Annotated in this window: 17 protein-coding genes and 4 pseudogenes; 13 read left to right on the plus strand and 8 right to left on the minus strand. The window is 65.5% G+C overall.

The window, feature by feature from the left end; genetic code table 11:
* Window positions 1–14 precede the first annotated feature (14 nt).
* Window positions 15–707, minus strand: coding sequence for an SDR family NAD(P)-dependent oxidoreductase (locus BLU62_RS06065; protein WP_074848734.1), 693 nt, complete (start codon window positions 705–707; stop codon window positions 15–17).
* Window positions 708–848: 141 nt separating this feature from the next.
* Between BLU62_RS06065 and BLU62_RS06070 the strand changes: the two genes are divergently transcribed.
* Complete coding sequence (locus tag BLU62_RS06070) at window positions 849–1,403, plus strand: helix-turn-helix domain-containing protein (RefSeq protein WP_244278079.1); 555 nt, start codon at window positions 849–851, stop codon at window positions 1,401–1,403.
* A 201-nt stretch (window positions 1,404–1,604) separates the two neighbouring features.
* A pseudogene (locus tag BLU62_RS34890) lies at window positions 1,605–1,718 on the plus strand (epoxide hydrolase); the annotation flags it as partial.
* Window positions 1,719–1,943: 225 nt separating this feature from the next.
* Here BLU62_RS34890 and BLU62_RS06080 read toward each other — a convergent pair.
* Window positions 1,944–2,945 carry an alpha/beta hydrolase gene (locus tag BLU62_RS06080; RefSeq protein WP_074848738.1) on the minus strand — a complete coding sequence of 334 codons (1,002 nt, stop codon included), beginning with the start codon at window positions 2,943–2,945 and terminating at the stop codon, window positions 1,944–1,946.
* A 160-nt stretch (window positions 2,946–3,105) separates the two neighbouring features.
* Here BLU62_RS06080 and arr point away from each other — a divergent pair, with 160 nt between their 5' ends.
* Complete coding sequence (gene arr / locus BLU62_RS06085) at window positions 3,106–3,534, plus strand: NAD(+)--rifampin ADP-ribosyltransferase (protein WP_074848740.1); 429 nt, start codon at window positions 3,106–3,108, stop codon at window positions 3,532–3,534.
* A 26-nt stretch (window positions 3,535–3,560) separates the two neighbouring features.
* Here the strand turns inward: arr and BLU62_RS06090 are convergent, their stop codons facing one another.
* The 3 genes from BLU62_RS06090 to BLU62_RS06100 form a co-directional block, all read right to left on the minus strand.
* Window positions 3,561–5,063 (minus strand): APC family permease, encoded by a 1,503-nt coding sequence (locus BLU62_RS06090; protein ID WP_074848742.1) that lies wholly within the window; start codon window positions 5,061–5,063, stop codon window positions 3,561–3,563.
* A gap of 129 nt (window positions 5,064–5,192) precedes the next feature.
* Window positions 5,193–5,855, minus strand: coding sequence for an enoyl-CoA hydratase-related protein (locus tag BLU62_RS06095; RefSeq protein WP_074848744.1), 663 nt, complete (start codon window positions 5,853–5,855; stop codon window positions 5,193–5,195).
* Window positions 5,856–5,866: 11 nt separating this feature from the next.
* The gene (locus BLU62_RS06100) at window positions 5,867–6,523 is read right to left on the minus strand and encodes a TetR/AcrR family transcriptional regulator (protein WP_074848746.1); all 657 of its coding nucleotides are present in this window, start codon (window positions 6,521–6,523) and stop codon (window positions 5,867–5,869) included.
* A gap of 111 nt (window positions 6,524–6,634) precedes the next feature.
* On the opposite strand from BLU62_RS06100, the gene BLU62_RS06105 reads away from it, so the two are divergent.
* The 4 genes from BLU62_RS06105 to BLU62_RS34895 all read left to right on the plus strand — a co-directional run bounded on the left by BLU62_RS06105 (window position 6,635) and on the right by BLU62_RS34895 (window position 9,225).
* Window positions 6,635–7,258 (plus strand): LGFP repeat-containing protein, encoded by a 624-nt coding sequence (locus BLU62_RS06105; protein ID WP_074852719.1) that lies wholly within the window; start codon window positions 6,635–6,637, stop codon window positions 7,256–7,258.
* A gap of 21 nt (window positions 7,259–7,279) precedes the next feature.
* Window positions 7,280–7,882 carry an AMIN-like domain-containing (lipo)protein gene (locus BLU62_RS06110; protein ID WP_074848748.1) on the plus strand — a complete coding sequence of 201 codons (603 nt, stop codon included), beginning with the start codon at window positions 7,280–7,282 and terminating at the stop codon, window positions 7,880–7,882.
* 74 nt (window positions 7,883–7,956) lie between these two features.
* Window positions 7,957–8,412, plus strand: a complete 456-nt coding sequence (locus tag BLU62_RS06115) for a nitroreductase/quinone reductase family protein (RefSeq protein WP_074848750.1) — start codon at window positions 7,957–7,959, stop codon at window positions 8,410–8,412.
* A gap of 288 nt (window positions 8,413–8,700) precedes the next feature.
* On the plus strand, window positions 8,701–9,225 hold the full coding sequence (locus BLU62_RS34895; RefSeq protein ID WP_084811742.1) for a MaoC/PaaZ C-terminal domain-containing protein: 525 nt from the start codon (window positions 8,701–8,703) through the stop codon (window positions 9,223–9,225).
* A 637-nt stretch (window positions 9,226–9,862) separates the two neighbouring features.
* Here BLU62_RS34895 and BLU62_RS35100 read toward each other — a convergent pair.
* A pseudogene (locus tag BLU62_RS35100) lies at window positions 9,863–10,630 on the minus strand (oxygenase MpaB family protein); the annotation flags it as partial.
* A gap of 59 nt (window positions 10,631–10,689) precedes the next feature.
* Window positions 10,690–10,815 (minus strand): hypothetical protein, encoded by a 126-nt coding sequence (locus BLU62_RS34535; RefSeq protein ID WP_342028590.1) that lies wholly within the window; start codon window positions 10,813–10,815, stop codon window positions 10,690–10,692.
* Between the two features lie 240 nt (window positions 10,816–11,055).
* On the opposite strand from BLU62_RS34535, the gene BLU62_RS06130 reads away from it, so the two are divergent.
* Genes BLU62_RS06130 through BLU62_RS06140 form a run of 3 tightly spaced genes read left to right on the plus strand, consistent with a single transcriptional unit; the run spans window position 11,056 to window position 12,903 of the window.
* Window positions 11,056–11,418: an ArsR/SmtB family transcription factor gene (locus BLU62_RS06130; protein ID WP_074848753.1), complete on the plus strand. Its 363-nt coding sequence runs from the start codon at window positions 11,056–11,058 to the stop codon at window positions 11,416–11,418.
* Window positions 11,419–11,450: 32 nt separating this feature from the next.
* Window positions 11,451–12,500 (plus strand): ACR3 family arsenite efflux transporter, encoded by a 1,050-nt coding sequence (gene arsB / locus BLU62_RS06135; protein WP_244278343.1) that lies wholly within the window; start codon window positions 11,451–11,453, stop codon window positions 12,498–12,500.
* Window positions 12,493–12,903 (plus strand): arsenate-mycothiol transferase ArsC, encoded by a 411-nt coding sequence (locus BLU62_RS06140; RefSeq protein WP_074848757.1) that lies wholly within the window; start codon window positions 12,493–12,495, stop codon window positions 12,901–12,903. Before arsB ends, BLU62_RS06140 begins: the two co-directional genes overlap by 8 nt.
* Window positions 12,904–12,928: 25 nt before the next feature.
* Here BLU62_RS06140 and BLU62_RS06145 read toward each other — a convergent pair whose 3' ends face one another.
* On the minus strand, window positions 12,929–13,411 hold the full coding sequence (locus BLU62_RS06145) for an ArsI/CadI family heavy metal resistance metalloenzyme (protein ID WP_074848759.1): 483 nt from the start codon (window positions 13,409–13,411) through the stop codon (window positions 12,929–12,931).
* 100 nt (window positions 13,412–13,511) lie between these two features.
* Here BLU62_RS06145 and BLU62_RS06150 point away from each other — a divergent pair.
* The 3 genes and pseudogenes from BLU62_RS06150 (at window position 13,512) to BLU62_RS06160 (ending at window position 15,699) form a co-directional block, all read left to right on the plus strand.
* Window positions 13,512–13,876, plus strand: a pseudogene (locus tag BLU62_RS06150) (Rv2640c family ArsR-like transcriptional regulator).
* Window positions 13,877–13,966: 90 nt separating this feature from the next.
* A pseudogene (locus tag BLU62_RS06155) lies at window positions 13,967–14,871 on the plus strand (DUF5996 family protein).
* A 174-nt stretch (window positions 14,872–15,045) separates the two neighbouring features.
* A complete protein-coding gene (locus BLU62_RS06160) occupies window positions 15,046–15,699 on the plus strand; it encodes an LGFP repeat-containing protein (protein ID WP_074848761.1) in 654 nt (217 codons plus the stop codon).
* Window positions 15,700–15,728: the final 29 nt, after the last annotated feature.

Below are 15,728 nucleotides of genomic sequence, written 5' to 3' on the forward strand. Positions count from 1 at the left end.
GCGCAAACCCGGGTTCACCAGGGGAGTAGCCCGTTTTCGTCCTGCAGCGTGCCGGTGGGTCCGTCGGGTCCGATCGTTGCCAGTTTCACGACGGTGCGTGCACTTTCCTCGACGGGCCGGCCGCCGGTCATTCCGGCGCCGGTGATCATGTCGGTGGACGTGAAGCCCGGTTCGAGTGCATTGAACTTGATGCCCGGTTCGCTCTTGGAGTACTGCAGCGTCAGCATCGTCGCTGCCGACTTCGACGCGGCGTAGAGCGCGGCGGTCAGCCCGGACTCGGGGCGGTCCGGGTTGGTGACGGCCCAGAACGATCCCATGCTGCTGGACACGGTGACGACGCGCGGCTGGTCCGATTTGCGCAGTAGCGGCAGCGCGGCCTCGGTGACCCGGACGATGCCCACGGCGTTGGTGTCGAAGACCCGGGCGGCGGTGGGGCCGTCGACGACCCAGTCGCCGGAGATCCCCGCGTTGTGCACGAGCACGTCGAGTCGCCCTTCGAGGGCATCGACTCGTGCGAGTGCCGCGGCGACCGACGCGTCGTCGGTGACATCCAGTTGCACGAATCGCGCGCCGGCCTCGGCGGCGGCCTTCTCGCCGCGTTCGGTGTCGCGCGCGCCGAGGTAGACGGTGTGTCCGAGCCGGGTCAGCTGTCGGGCGGTCTCGAATCCGATTCCCTTGTTGGCGCCGGTGATGAGCGTGACTGTCATGGGGGTTCCTTCCGGTCTGTGCCCGAGGTGGGCTCGGTGATGAACGCTATGAGCGGTTCACGCGGCGCGGCAGTACTCCGTCTGTCCCAGGGTGTGACAGGACCCCCTCATGTCCGGCCGGCGCGACCTAGGCTGAACGACATGGCAGACCGTCCGAACACTCTCGGGGAGTATCTGAAAGCGCGGCGCGGCCTCGTGACGCCGGAACAGGCGGGTATCCCGGGAGTCGGCGTGCGTCGCGTACCGGGCTTGCGGCGCGAGGAGGTCGCGATGCTCGCCGGGATCAGCGCCGACTACTACCTGCGACTGGAGCGCGGGCGCGACCGAAATCCGTCGGCGCAGGTGCTCGAGTCGCTGGCGCGGGTCCTGCAACTCGATGACGACCATGTCGCGTATCTGCTGTCACTGGTGGGCGACCAGCCACGACGACCCCGCCGCCGAGCGCGGAAAGAGGTCGTACCGGCGGGGATGCAGAAACTGGTCGAGACCCTGGCACAGCCGGCGTACGTCGAGGGCCGCTACTTCGACATCCTGGCCGCCAATTCGTCGGCGACCGCGCTTTCTTCGCGGTTCCCGGTGGGGCGGAACCAGCTTCGGGACATGTTCCTGGAGCCGGCCGATCAGGCGCTCTATCCGGACTGGCGGAACTCCACGCACCGACCCGGCGACCACCGAGCGCGTGCGCGCCGCATCTGACGTCCGGCAAACCCACCCATTTTCGGCAAACCCACCACCCCCGAGGGTGGTGGGTTTGCCGAAAAAGGGTGGGGCTGTCACTATTTGGCGGTCAGCCTGATGATCGGGCGCTGCCGGTCGGTCGTCTGTTGGTACCCACTGAACTGCGGATCGCCGCCGACCTGTTTCCACGCGGACTCGCCGAAGGGCGTGCCCAACGTCCCGGGTCAGTACAACTACTCCCTGGTCGATATACCGGTCGGACTGCTCGCGTGGATCCTCGACAAGTTCTTCGAGTGGACAGAGACTGTGGACAGTCCCTTCGAAACCCTGTCAGGGACGGCGTTCCTACGTACGATCGCGTGCGAACTACTTCGCGCAGTGCGAATCGGCTTCGCGATGCCCGCGTCGGGGGCTTTGGCGGAACTCCTCGTGGACCGGGGGAACGATGCTGACCTCGTCGAGGCCTTCCTACCCCGATCTCGTGGCGAAGTATCGGACCCTGCACAGTCTTTCGGGTAGCGGGCCATCTCGATTCGGCCGCCACGATGTGGAACCCGATCATTCGTTGCGCAGCTTGTCGAGTTCTTTTGTGGCCACGTCGGTCAGCCGATCCATGATCTGCTGGTAGGCGGGGGACTGGCGATGCACCAGCGAGGTGTGGGTTTCGCCATCGAAGAGATGGAGGTCGGCGGTGCCGCCCGCTGCGTGCACAGCGGCCGTGTAACGACGCGAGTTGTCCGGGTTCACGTCGTCGTCGGCGAGACCGTGGAAGAGGATCACCGGCAGCTGTGGGTCGAGGTTCTGGATGGGGTCCACCGACTCGTAGCGATCAGGTACCTGTTCAGGTGTGCCGCCGAGGATCTGCTTGATGACGCGGCCGTTGCCGTGGTTCACGGCGTAACGCATGTCGAGGGGGCCGGAGATCGACACCACCCGCGACGGGACGAACGCGGGGCGTGAGCCCACTTCGTCGTCCTCGAGTCGGTGTCGGGTGCCGCCCCAGACCGCCAACTGGGCACCGGCGCTGTGGCCGATGACCAGTTCGTCGTCGATGCTGAGCTGCGGGTGGGACTCGGCCATCGTGGGTACATAGTCCAGTGCGCGCGCCACGTCGTGGAAGGTCGTCGGCCAACCCCCACCTGTGCCGACTCGTCGGTACTCGATGTTGTAGACGGCCAGTCCTCGTGACGCGAGCTCGCGGGCCATCTCATCGAATTGTTCTGCGCCGGCACGACTCTCCCAACCGCCGCCGTGCACGATGGTGACCAGTGGAACCGATCCATCCTCGTGGTCGCCCGCCGGCAGATACAGGTTGGCCCAGTTCTCGGCGGGGTCGGCGTCGGCGGGATCGAGATACTCGATTCGCTCGATGTCCACTCCGTCGGAACCCTGCGGGACCGGCGGAGCTGCGGTGGGCGCGTGAGTGGACGCGGTCGCCACCGTGGACGAGGGCTGTCGGGTCTCGCCGGAATCGGTGGAACATCCGGCGGCCCCGATGACGAACAGAGCCGCTGACGCTGTTGCGATCAAATGATGTACGCGCACGCCGAATTCAATCACGCCGTCGGCGGTTTCGGGGTGGGGAAATCGTGACTGGAAACGACGAAAACGTGTCTTCCGCTTTCAGTGTATCGCCGGGTGGGGGACTTGCGGCAAGGCCCCGACGCGCGTGCACAATGGCCATTCGATTGTCCCGGCGGGAGGATTTTCATTGGCGGAGATGGCGGACACACCGGAACGGTTTGTGGTGCATGAATCCGGTGCCTGGTTCCACGGCACAAAGGCCGACCTGCAGGTCGGGGACCATCTGACACCCGGCTATCGGTCGAACTATCGGCCCGAGCACGTCTCGAACCACATCTACCTGACGAAAGTGCTCGACGGTGCGGTCCTGGCTGCCGAGATGGCGAGAGGCGACGGCCCAAGCCGCGTCTACATCGTCGAACCCCAAGGCCCAGTGGAGGACGACCCGAACGTGACGGACAAGCAGTTTCCGGGCAATCCGACGCACTCGTACCGCACAGACAAGCCGGTCACGGTCGTCGGGGAGATGACCGACTGGGTTCCCCATTCTCCGGAATACCTTCAGCGATTCCGCGATGGACTCGAGGTGCTGAAGCGGGAAGGCCGTGCCGTTCTCTACGACTAGTTGTCGCGCTGGCCGGAGCCGACCGGTCAGACGCCCGCGTCCTGCGGGTCCGGGTCGCTGCGACGTTCGATGCCGGAGAACACATCCTGTCCGGGCTCACTGTCGAGGACTTCGCGCCGGAACACCAGCATGAAGCCGAAGTAGAGACCACCGACGAGGATCAGTCCGCCCACGATGATCATGGGGACGGTCGCATCGATGGGGGAGAGCAGGATGACCACTGCGCACACCGACCACACCAGTGCGGCGACGGCCACCGGCAACTCGAACCGGCCGAGGTCGAAGGCGCCGCGTTTACGGTCCAGACGTTTCCGGACGGCCCGGTAGAGGATGACGACGAGTCCGTAGGTGATGGCGGGGAAGAGGGTGCCGGCGGTGATGAGTTCGATCAGCGCATCGCCGGGCAGCACGATCATCACGACGATCCCGATCACCAGCGGGAGCACGGTGGCCGGGATCGGGGTCTGGGAGCGCTTGTTGACCCGTCGCATGAGCTGATGCCCCGGGAACCGCCCGTCGCGCGACATCGCGAAAACCATGCGCGCACAGGACGTCATCGACACCAACCCGCCACCGAAGAAGGCGATTGCGATCACCACCAGGAGGATTCGCTCCATCGGTGCGCCGAACTGATCGCGCATGATGGTCGCCACCGGCGACTCCGAGGCGGAGACCTTGGTGATGTCGTCGATCGCCACGGTCAGTCCGATGAGGAAGAGCATTCCCAGGATTCCGGCTGCCGCAACCGATCCGACGATGGCCCGGGGCACGGTTCGGTGCGGATCCTTGGCTTCCTCGGCCATGTTGGCTGCCGAGTCGAAACCCACCAGTGTGGCCAGTCCGACGATCATCACGGCCATCAAGCCGCCGCCGAAGGCGAAGTACTCGGTCGAATCCGCTGCGACGCCGCGTGATCCGAGGTTGGCGGCCGAACCGTCGCCGGTCACCGCGACCGCCACCAGCAGGGCGACCACCAGCACCACCACGATGGTGACCTCGACACCCACCGCCAGTGAGTTGATCAGCCCGACGAGCCGAGTCGACGCGATGGCGAGCGCCGCCTGCACAAGCAATACCACCACGGTGAGGATGCGAGCGGTCTGCTCGTCGGGAGCCATGTTGAACAGCGGCATCAGGCATTGGCTGGCCATCGCGAAGTCGATCGCCATCAGTCCGACGACGAGGTAACAGAACGTCAGCCAACCGAAGATCCACCCCACGCGCGGGTTCGCCAGTCTCGAGGCCCACTGGTAGGACGACCCGCTGAGCGGGATTCGGGCGGCGAACTGGGCGATGACCAACGCGACCAGCAACTGACCCGCGAGTGCGATCAGCCAGGTCCAGATGCCCACCGGCCCCGCGTTGTTCAGCAGCATCCCGTACGTGCCGAAGATGCCGACCGCCACCGAGATGAACGCGAAGGAGACGGCGAACACCTGGAAGGAACCGAGGGCTCGTTTGAGCTCCGGCGTGTAACCGAATTCGACCGACACCTCGTTCGCATCACCTTGGGATGACTGATCGCTCATCTGGCCGCCGCCTCTCAGGTCGGGATCAGACTAGAGAGCGCCGGTGGAGAACATCACAAACGCCGAAACATCCCCCGGTCGAGCTACGCGGGGATGCCGACGCCGCGAGAAGTGAAGGCGCGTGCGGGTTCAGCGTGTGCGGCCCTGACGCAGTGCGTCGGTGACCGAGCGGAACATGGTGGACTTGATGGCGCCGAGGGTGTTCGAATCCTTGCCCACGAGTGGCTTCAGTCGATCGAGCGCGCCGGAGACGATGGCGGTCTCGTCGGCGACGGCGTCGACCAGGCCGACTTCGGTCGCTTCCGGTCCGGCATACCGGTGCCCGGTCGTCATGGCGGTGAGCGCGGTCTGCGGCGTCAGCTTGGCCTGGATGAGGGCGGCCATACCCGTCGTGAAGGGAATGTTGATGTCGACCTCGGGAAAGCAGTAATAGCCGCGATCTTCGCGCATCACGCGGTAGTCGTGGGCGAGTGCGAACATCGCGCCTGCGCCGAATGCGTGGCCGTTGACGCCGGCGACCGTCGGCAGCGGGAAGGTGAGAAGCCTGACGAAGAGTTCCTGTACCTGTTCGACATACCCGTCGGCCTTGTCGCCGTTGGCGAGAAGCCATTCGAGGTCGAGCCCGTTGGAGTAGAACTTGCCCGAGCCGACGGTGACCAGACCGCGGGCCGTGGACTCGACGTTGTCGAGGAGTTCGCCGACAGAGTCGAGAAAGCCAGGGGAGAAGCGATTCTCGTCGTCACCGAGGGTGAGTACGGCGATGTCGTCGTGGAGTTCGAGGGTGGCAGCCATGCGCGGTTTCCTTATCTTTCGAGAGACGTTGTGGCAGTAACGGATGAGTCGGGTGCCGGCGGATCGAGAGCCAGTACGGCGCGGACGGCGGCGGCGCAACGCGCGCGCACCGCTTCATCCGCGGTGCGTCGCCCACGAAGCAGAAGAGCGGTCGGCAGTTCGACGACGCAATCCCTGATGATCTCGACGGTGTGCCGGTCGGCGCGGGCCCAGAGTGCACGCGACAACGTGACAAACGGCTCGACGAGGGCTTGGTCGAGTTGTCGAAGGTCACCGGCCAGGTCGTCGGGTAGGTCGGCGGACCCGAGGAGTTCGTCGCGGTTCACCGTGAGCAGGAATCGCCCGGACGCAGGATGATCGAGCGAGAACCGGGCCGGCGTATCGGCTGCGGCGACCACGGCCTCAACCGCGGTCTCTCTGTCGTGTCCGGTGTCGAGGACTGCATCCACCGCCACACGCTGCGCTGTGAGGAACCGCTCAGCGGCGCGAAGCCACACCCGCCCGACCACGCCCACGCGAGACCCGAAGGCGTGATAGATCGCGCCGTTGGAGATGGACGTCAGGTCGGAAAGGGCGCGCACCGTGACCGCAGCCGGGCCCGACTCGACCGCCAGAGCCTCGGCAGCATCCAGCAACTGCTCGAGATCGTGCGTCCGGGGGCGGGGCATGAAAGGACAATAACAGAGCGCCTGCTCTGTTATTAAGACGACCTACGGCGATCGCCCGAGCATCGTGAGCTGACCTAACGACAAGCGGGTGGCATCCGTATGATCACGCGCATGCCCGCTCTCTCCACTTCGCTTCGCCGCAACTCTCGTCCCGTCTCCGGCCGTACTCGGTCGCGGCTCGTCTCGGCTGGTCTCGTGATCGTCGCGGCCGTGATGTCGCTCGTAGTTCTGGCGCCGACCGCCCAGGCCGACCGCGTGATCAACGGAATCGTGGTCGGCGGAAAGATCGAAGAGGCCTACTCCAAGAGTGGCGGCTACTGGAAGTGGGGTGCGCCCACCGGTCCCGAACGCGCCTCAGCCAAGCGGGGTCGCTACCAGACGTTCGCTCGCGACGTGTCGTTCTACTGGCATCCCGCGGTCGACGGCGGCACTGCACACCAGGTCGGCGGAGCGATCCGGACCCGCTGGCAGAAGGCGGGAGCCGAGCGCGGTGCACTGGGATTCCCGGTCACCAACGAATACAAGTCGGGTAGCGGGCGGAGCAACGACTTCCAGGGCGGCGTCGTCACCTGGTCCAAGGCCGGTGGCGCCCAGATCGTGTGGGGCGGAATCCTGCAGAAGTGGCTCGCGCGAGGTGGTGCGAAGGGCTACTACGGCGTCCCGCTCGGTGGCGAGTACCGCACCGGTGGTCGTTTCGCCCAGGACTTCCTGAACGGCACCGTCTTCTGGCCCTGATCGCCGGTACCGTGTGCGCTCATGATGCGTGCACGTTCTGCGGTCCTGACGGCCATCGCTGCCGTCGTCTTTGCGGGTTGTTCGACGCCCGATGGTGAGAACGGCTCGGTGCCGACGGTAACCGAGACCGTGACGTCGACGCCTCCCGCTGAGACGACCGCGGCGGCTCCTGGTGCCGCCGCGTCGAAAGGGGACGCCGATCCGAAGACCGCGCCGCCGGCGCAGGGCGCGCGACTCACCGTCATGGACATCCGCGCCGGCGTGCACGACGGATTCGATCGAGTCGTCTACGAGCTCGGCGGTAGAGGTATGCCCGGCTGGCGCGTCTCCTACGTCGACCAGGCGATCCAGGACGGCAGCGGGTTCCCGGTCGACGTTGCGGGGAACGCGATCCTGGAAGTGCAGATCGAGGGATCCGCGTACCCGTTCGACAGCGGCGTCGAACCGTACGACGGGCCTGATCCGGTTCGTGCGCAACCCGGCGGTTCGGTGGTCGAGGTTCGCGGCGCACTCGTATTCGAAGGCGTCACACAGTCATTCATCGGTGTTTCCGAACCCGGCCTTCCATTCAGTGTCGACGTGCTGACGAATCCGACCCGACTGGTGATCGACGTGGAGCGCTGACGGGATTGGTCGTGGTGTACGCATCGGGATAAACCTAGTACGGTGTACGGAGTAAGGCTTCGGAAGGATCGCCCATGCCCTCGTCACCGCGAACCGTCACGCCGCCCCGCTGGCTCAAGCCGATGAACAAGGTGTTTCTGTTCCTGCAACGCTTCGGCGGGATGAAGGAGCTGCCGGTCCTGATCGTCGCCGGCCGGAAGAGTCAGAAGCCACGGCGGACTCCGCTGACGGTGATCACCCTGGACGGCGAGCGCTACCTCCTCGAGGGATTTCCCGGCGCCGACTGGGCGCGCAACGTCCGCGCGGCCGACGGACTCGCGCAGTTGGCGATCCGCAGAGACGTGACCGACGTCCGGCTCGTCGAACTGCCCGCCGAACAGGCGGTTCCGGTGCTGCGCGCCTGGCCGGAGCTGGCGGGAAGCGACGGCCCGAAGATGATGAAGGACGCCGGCGTGGTCACCGACGTCACCCCGGACGCCTTCGCTGCCGTGGCCGGTCGATGCGGGGTGTTCCGGATCGATCCGCGGTGATCGGCGACATAGAGGCGTGCTGCGCCGTTCGCCGGAGTCCGGCTGCGATGTTTACCGATACGAACGAATGGCTATGTTCCGTCCGCGTTCAACGAATCGGGACACCGGGAGGCACTGGGCATGGCTGCACTCATCGTGGGATTGTTCGCCCCTGTTGGTCTCACGGCGTTCGCCGTCGGCATGGATCGCTTTCAGCGCCGCATGGATGATCTCGGTAGCCGGCGGTGACGGACTGAAATCCCGGCCGGCTGGTTTCGGTCGAGCCCAGAATCTAGCTACATTAGGTTTATGGACAACGTGAGACCTGGATCAGGGCTGTCGGACTCGCCCGTTGCGGACGACGTGGGGATTCTGTATGCGGAGGATCTCCGAGCGGGGGATGTCTTCGAGTTGGGCACCACGAGCGCGACCGAGGACGAGATCATCGAGTTCGCGAAGCGATTCGATCCACTGCCGATCCATGTGGACAGGGAAGCGGCCGCAGCCGGGCCATTCGGCGGCATCATCGGCAGCGCCGCGCATTCCCTGGCGCTCTATTCAAGCCTCGCGTCGCGGGTCTTCATCCCGCGGTTGGCGCTGGTGGCCGGCAAGGGGATCGAGACCATGCGTCTGCCCAATCCGCTGCGCCCGGACGTGATCCACACAGCCGGAATCGAGATCCTCGAGGTGGCTCCGCGTTTCCGGGGTGAGGACCGCACCACCGAGCGGGCTGACCTGCGTTGCGCCGGGCGACTCGTCGACGACGAGGGTCGGGTCGTTCTGGCGATGGCGCCGCTACAGGTGATCCGCTACCGGATGCTGCAACAGCGGTGAGTGGGTCTGTCGGTGTAACCGGCACCGTCGACGGTTGATCGCGGTCGTCCGCGGGTATAGCCGTCCGATGACCGAGAAGCAGACCGATCCGCACACCGAGGAAGTCGACACCGCGCCGAAGGATGCGAAGCCTGACGTGCAGTCCGATCCGGCCGAGGGCGAAGAATCGGGCGACTGGACCGGCGAAGGTGGAGCCACCGATGAGGGGCCCGCCACGGAGCCCGAGGAGAAGGCGTAGTCCCACCGTGCCGGCTGAATAGTGCGCGTACTCCCGGGAATCCGTTGTGTACGCGGGGATCCCGTTGTCGTCGAGGCGCCGTTTGACCAGGTCGGTGACGTACTGATCGGCCAGCTCTTGCAGCACGGGGAGTTCGCCGGCGATCCGGACCGCGGCGAACCTGCTGGTCAGCAACGGTACTGTCGCCGCTGCGCGAGCGAAGTCGGTGACCGACAGGTCGACGCCCATCTCGGCGGCCTTCTTGAGGTTGCCCTCGCAGAAGGCGGCCGCGAAAGCGAGCTTGCTGTAACTCTTTTCGACCGCGTCGGCAGCGCGGTCGAAGGGGCTCTCGGACGGGCGCAGGTAGGCGTCCATCGTGGAGCTGACGAGTTTGCGGCAGTCGTCGTCGTATCCGTAGCGCAGGGTTGCGGCCCGCGCATTGAACAGGTCGACGATCTCCTGCGCAGATCCGGGCAGCAGTTCTTCGGGGAGCCCCAGCAGGAAGCCGCGGTAGCGGTGGAATTCGACCATCGCGCGCTCGTCGTAGGGGAGTTCGCGGTTGGCCCTGACATCCTTGTCCGCCTTCTGGTAAGGGCCGATCATGCCGGCGGGGAATTGATCGATTTGCGGGACCGGCAGGCCGTAGACCTCGGTGTCCCACATCCGATTCTTGCTGTTGTTGGTACGGCCGATCCGCTGCAGGGCGTTGACGCGGACCATCGAATGCATGAGTCGCACCATCACCGTGGCCTCGAAGCCCGGGCTGAAACGGTCGAGACCGCCGGGCAGTGCCGTCACCGCGAAGTAGGCGGTGGTCTCGTTGACGCGGTGCGCGGCGCGGGTGCCCGACAGTGCGTCGGTGATTGTCATCGGCAGTGCTGCATAACTGTTGGTGAAGGTCGCCAGGAACGCGCCTCGAGTCATGAGGGGGGAGACGAGCGCGGCATACACACGCGAGTACGCGGCGCCGTCGTCGACGAGATCGAAGTTGATCCAGTCGGGCTTCTCCTGCATCACCGTGATGAGCTCGCCGATCTCGGGTGGAGCGTCGGGCACATTCTCGGCGCCCTCGCGGCAAACGCGGCGAACCAGTGTCACGAGTTCGGAGACCGGGTACCGACCGGCCAGTGCTGCCACCCGGTCCGCGGGCACATCGGCGAGGAATGTCGAGGTGTGGACCAACTCCATGAGGCGCGGGTCGTCGAGGTACGTGTTGCGATCGCCCAGTCGACGCGGCAGCGCCGACCTCACGTCCGGGTCGGTGGTGAAACGTTCCGGGTCGTGGTGAAGTCGAAGTCGCCGTACAGCTCGGGTAGATCGTCGGCTTGCCGTGTGACCCGCTCTGCCAGTTCCGGGTAGTACTGCGCCGACATCGGTGCCCCCTCACAGCTGACTGTTCCGCTTGTCAGCAATTGGAACAGGTTCCGAAGCTCGCCATGAGCGGTTTGGGACTATTTGACTGAATCGTCTCAGGCGATTGTCGTCGGCGGCCGACGCTGATGCCCCTGCGGAGACATCAGACCAAGGTGGACGGGGCGGTGTTTTCGTAACGGATAGAGGTGGCGGCAGGGGGTGCAGATGACTCCTGATTCGATATCTGTCAATATTGACGAGTGTCGAAACAGAACCTGCTCGCAACCCCGGCCAGAGGTCTCGATGCCGACCAGGCCGGAGCGGCGTCGCTCGTGCTGAAAGCGCTCGCGGATCCGGTGCGACTCCGGCTGTTGTCTGAGGTGGCGGCCCATCCTGGTGGCGAAGCATGCGTGTGCGACATCTCCGGACCGTTCGATCTGTCGCAGCCGACGATCTCGCATCATCTCAAGGTGCTGCGGGAGGCCGGACTGGTGAGCAGTGACAGGCGGTCCACCTGGGTGTACTACCGAGTGAACACAGCTGCGCTGCAACAGCTGTCCGGGTTGCTCGACGGCCTGGCAGCGGTGCAGGGCGAACCCCGTCCATGCGAGGATCCGCAGTGAGTGCGCCCGGCCAGGTGGCCGGCAAACTGTCGATGCTTGATCGATTTCTGCCGGTGTGGATCGGCGGCGCGATGCTGCTCGGCCTGCTGCTGGGGCGGTGGGTCTCGGGACTCGGTGAGGCGGTTGCGGCGGTCGAGGTGGACGGCATCTCGCTGCCGATCGCCATCGGCCTGCTGGTGATGATGTACCCGGTCCTGGCGAAGGTGCGCTACGACCGCCTGGATTCGGTGACCGGTGACCGTCGTCTGCTGGTCGCGTCGCTGGTGCTGAACTGGATTGTCGGGCCGGCGTTGATGTTTGCGCTGGCGTGGCTGTTGTTGCCGGATCTTCCGGAGTATCGGACCGGACTGATCATCGTCGGGCTGGCCCGCTGCATTGCGATGGTCATCATCTGGAACGACCTCGCCTGCGGCGACCGGGAGGCGGCCGCCGTTCTCGTGGCGCTGAACTCGGTGTTCCAGGTGGTCATGTTCGCTGTGTTGGGCTGGTTCTACCTGTCGGTGCTACCGGGATGGCTCGGCCTGGAACAGACCACGATCGACGCCTCGCCGTGGCAGATCGCGAAATCGGTGCTGATCTTCCTGGGCATCCCGTTGCTGGCGGGCTATCTGACTCGCCGGATCGGGGAGCGAGTGAAGGGCCGCGCCTGGTATCAAGACTCGTTCCTGCCGCGACTGGGGCCGTGGGCCCTGTACGGTCTGCTGTTCACCGTCGTGATCCTGTTCGCGCTACAGGGCGAGCGGATCACCTCGCAGCCCTGGGACGTCGCTCGAATCGCGTTGCCGCTGTTGATCTACTTCGCGGTGATGTGGGGCGGTGGATTCGCCCTGGGGACGGTGCTCGGCCTCGGGTACGAGCGGACGACCACATTGGCGTTCACCGCGGCCGGCAACAACTTCGAACTCGCCATCGCTGTTGCGATCGCCACCTTCGGGGTGACCTCGGGACAGGCGCTGGCAGGTGTGATCGGCCCGCTGATCGAGGTGCCGGTACTCGTTGCGCTGGTCTACGTGAGCTTGACGTTGCGCCGCCGATTCGCCACGCCATCCGAGCTGCCGAGGGAGGCCCAGCGAGATGCCTGACTCCATCAAGGTGTTGTTCGTGTGCGTGAGCAACCGCGGGAAGTCCGTGATGGCAGAACGTCTCACGCCCACGATCACCGACCGCATCGACGCCTCGTCGGCCGGTACCGAAGCCAAGACCAACGGGTTGGTCAACGACTTGTCGGCGCAGGTGCTCGCAGAGGTCGGCGCGCACGTCACCGGCCATCAACCCCGTCAACTCAGCGACGAGCTGATGCGGGCCGCGGACCTGGTCGTGGTCGTGGGTCCGGCCGAGGTCGAGGCCCCGGCCGGCGTTGAACTCGAGGTGTGGCTTACCGATGAACCCTCCGAGCGGGGCATCGACGGCATCGAGCGGATGCGGCTGATCCGCGACGACATCACCGCCCGGATCGGTGCTCTCGCCGACCGCCTCGAGCAGTAGGCGAGAGCGCGTTGTCGCGACGGTCTCAGCAGCAGGCGGTGCGGGCGTCGGTAGGTTCGGTGGCAGTGCCGCCGCAACACATCGAACCCTGCTCCGAATCATCGGTGAGCTCTGCCAACAGCTTCGGGCTGGTGCCGAAGGTATCGGAGTCGGCGAGCACTGTGTAGACCTCCCACTTCTCGTTGGCCGGCCCGGTGACCCAGACCTTGTCCTGGGTGGCGAAGCAGCAGGTGGAGTTGATCTCCTCCTGCGTGAACAGACCTTCGCCGGACAGGCGGGCGATTTCGGCGTGCACCTTCTCGCTGGACTCGACCTCGACCCCGAGGTGGTTGATCGTGCCTCCCTGGCCGGGGTTCTCCAGCAAGACCAGCTTCAGGGGCGGCTCGGCGATTGCGAAGTTCGCATACCCGGGCTTGAGTTTCGCCGGCCCGACGTTGAACAGTTTCGAGTAGAACTCGACCGCGGTGTCCAGATCGTCGACGTTGAGTGCGAGCTGCATACGGGACATGACATCCACCTTTCACCTGTGAGACATATATCTAACTAGACGGACACTCGCAGGATGCCACCTTTTCGACATATGTCAAGATCGTGCGTATGGTGGCGATATGCCGAAGACCTTGCCCGTCGTCGATATCAGCGCGCCGATCTGCTGTGCGCCGGTGTCGGCGGCGCCGCTGGACGACGACGCCGCGCTCGAGATTGCGTTGCGGCTCAAGGCGCTTGCCGACCCGGTGCGGCTCAAGCTGCTGTCGATCCTGCTCTCGGATTCATCGGGGGAGGGGGTCTGCACGTGCGATCTGGCAGTAGCGGTCGGGCTGACCGAGGCGACGACCAGTCATCATCTCGGGCAGCTTCGCAAAGCCGGTATGGTCACCCCGAGCGACGCGGCATGAATGTGTACTACCGGGCCCAGCCCGCAGCACTCCAGGCGCTGTGTGACGTTTTGGCGGCATCTACCGGCTGCTGCTGAGGGGCGTCGGTCTCACCTGCTGTTCCGCCGGAGTCCCCGTCGAATCGTGGAGTGCCTGCGTGCGGTCGACGCGTCGGGGATCATGCCCTTATGGAAACCCGATACGACGCGTGGCCTGCACTGCCGGTCGATTCGTGGAGCGACACCAGGGACACGGTCCAGCTGTGGACCCAGATCGTCGGCAAGACGCGCCTCGCTCTCGGGCGGACGTCAACCACTGGTGGGGAGTGCCGCTCTATGTGGACGCACGCGGCCTCACGACGTCGCTGATGGCCGCCGGGACTCGCGGCCTCGAGATTCGCTTCGATTTCCTGGAGCACGAGCTGTTGTTGCTCGTCACCGACGGCAGCGCTCGGCGGATGAACCTCGAACCGCGGACCGTTGCCGACTTCTACGCCGAGTACACCGGTCACCTGACAGATCTCGGCATCGACGTCGACATCCTCGGAACACCCGTGGAGCTTCCCGATGCAACCCCGTTCGCCGAGGACATCACACACTCTTCCTACGACGCGGACGCGATGACTCGCTTCTGGTGGTCCCTCGTCAGTGCGCATCGGGTCTTGTCGAGGTTTCGCGGCGAGTTCCGAGGAAAGTCCTCACCTGTCCATTTCTTCTGGGGCGCATTCGATCTGGCCGTCACCAGGTTCTCGGGCCGGAGTGCTCCGCAGCATCCCGGTGGCGTGCCGAACTGTCCCGACTGGGTCATGCACGAGGCCTACAGCGACGAGGTCTCGAGTGCTGGGTATTGGCCGGGTGGCGCCGAGGAAGGTGCCTTCTATGCCTACGCGTACCCGCATCCCGACGGGTACGACACGCATCCGGCGGTCGAGGCGCCGGCGTACTGGGACACCGCGCTGGGTGAGTACGTGCTGCCGTATCACCTCGTGCGGCAAGCTCCGGACCCGGACGCGATGGTCCTGAATTTCCTCGAACAGACCCACCGGGCGGCCGCGGAGACGGGTCGCTGGGATCAGGTCAAGAGTTCATCCTGACCGGCGTCGGCGCCTCGGCTTCAGGTACCCCGATGACGGTGATCACCGAAGGCGTTGTCGGTCGATGCCTTTGATATTGCTCCGGGTCGGCAGCGTCGACTCGATAGACTCGGCCACGATAGTGGTTCGCGCGTACCGGATCGGCTACGTGACCGGCGTCCGAGAGGAAACAAGATGAGTGTGGCGTTCCGTCGCGCTGACCTGGCAGCTGGAATGTTCGTCGTCGCGCTGATCGCCGCCGGCTGCGGTAGTGCCGACGCGAACGACGCATCGTCGGCGGCGCCATCGGCCGAGGCTTCCGCCTCCCCGTCACGAGCCGACGATCAGGAGGCCGCGGAAAGCGTCACAAGGGCGTCCGAGGCCGGGCCCGCCACGGTGACGATCACGGGGGTAGACGACGTCGCGGTGACCCTGGTCGGCCCGCTGGCAGTCAAGTACGCGGCGGCGACCGACGCCCAGAAGCGGGCCATCGGCATACCGCTGACCGGGGATCACAACGCAGGAACCCGTGAGAGCGGCGTCGTGTACCAGCAGTTCCAAAGTGGCGTGATCATTGCGAAAAACGCCGATCCCGGGACCCCCGCGTACATCGTCACCTCGGGAAAGATCCGGGATGCGTGGAATACCGAACGTGCCCCGGACGGCGTGCCGCTACTCACCGGCAAGAACGGCTCGGCCGGACCGTTGGGTGTGCCTACGAGTGACGTGATCACCGACGGTGACCTCGAAGTGGTGACTTTCGAGTACGGCATGATCTCGGAGAACACAGAAACCGGCGAGATGATCGTGAAGGTCAACGGCAAGGTCGTACCGTCGGGTCTGAAGTGACCGGCGGCGTCGTGGGCGAGGAGTTCGCC

It is taken from the genome of Gordonia westfalica (assembly GCF_900105725.1).
In the GTDB taxonomy this organism is placed as follows: Bacteria; Actinomycetota; Actinomycetes; order Mycobacteriales; family Mycobacteriaceae; genus Gordonia; species Gordonia westfalica.

Coding starts and splice junctions, on each gene's coding strand:
- BLU62_RS06065 (WP_074848734.1), bottom strand. CDS start 707: ATGACAGTCACGCTCATCACCGGCGCCAACAAGGGAATCGGATTCGAG.
- BLU62_RS06070 (WP_244278079.1), top strand. CDS start 849: ATGGCAGACCGTCCGAACACTCTCGGGGAGTATCTGAAAGCGCGGCGC.
- arr (WP_074848740.1), top strand. CDS start 3,106: ATGGCGGACACACCGGAACGGTTTGTGGTGCATGAATCCGGTGCCTGG.
- BLU62_RS06090 (WP_074848742.1), bottom strand. CDS start 5,063: ATGAGCGATCAGTCATCCCAAGGTGATGCGAACGAGGTGTCGGTCGAA.
- BLU62_RS06095 (WP_074848744.1), bottom strand. CDS start 5,855: ATGGCTGCCACCCTCGAACTCCACGACGACATCGCCGTACTCACCCTC.
- BLU62_RS06100 (WP_074848746.1), bottom strand. CDS start 6,523: ATGCCCCGCCCCCGGACGCACGATCTCGAGCAGTTGCTGGATGCTGCC.
- BLU62_RS06105 (WP_074852719.1), top strand. CDS start 6,635: ATGCCCGCTCTCTCCACTTCGCTTCGCCGCAACTCTCGTCCCGTCTCC.
- BLU62_RS06110 (WP_074848748.1), top strand. CDS start 7,280: ATGATGCGTGCACGTTCTGCGGTCCTGACGGCCATCGCTGCCGTCGTC.
- BLU62_RS06115 (WP_074848750.1), top strand. CDS start 7,957: ATGCCCTCGTCACCGCGAACCGTCACGCCGCCCCGCTGGCTCAAGCCG.
- BLU62_RS34895 (WP_084811742.1), top strand. CDS start 8,701: ATGGACAACGTGAGACCTGGATCAGGGCTGTCGGACTCGCCCGTTGCG.
- BLU62_RS34535 (WP_342028590.1), bottom strand. CDS start 10,815: ATGTCGGCGCAGTACTACCCGGAACTGGCAGAGCGGGTCACACGGCAA.
- arsB (WP_244278343.1), top strand. CDS start 11,451: ATGCTTGATCGATTTCTGCCGGTGTGGATCGGCGGCGCGATGCTGCTC.
- BLU62_RS06140 (WP_074848757.1), top strand. CDS start 12,493: ATGCCTGACTCCATCAAGGTGTTGTTCGTGTGCGTGAGCAACCGCGGG.
- BLU62_RS06145 (WP_074848759.1), bottom strand. CDS start 13,411: ATGTCCCGTATGCAGCTCGCACTCAACGTCGACGATCTGGACACCGCG.
- BLU62_RS06160 (WP_074848761.1), top strand. CDS start 15,046: ATGAGTGTGGCGTTCCGTCGCGCTGACCTGGCAGCTGGAATGTTCGTC.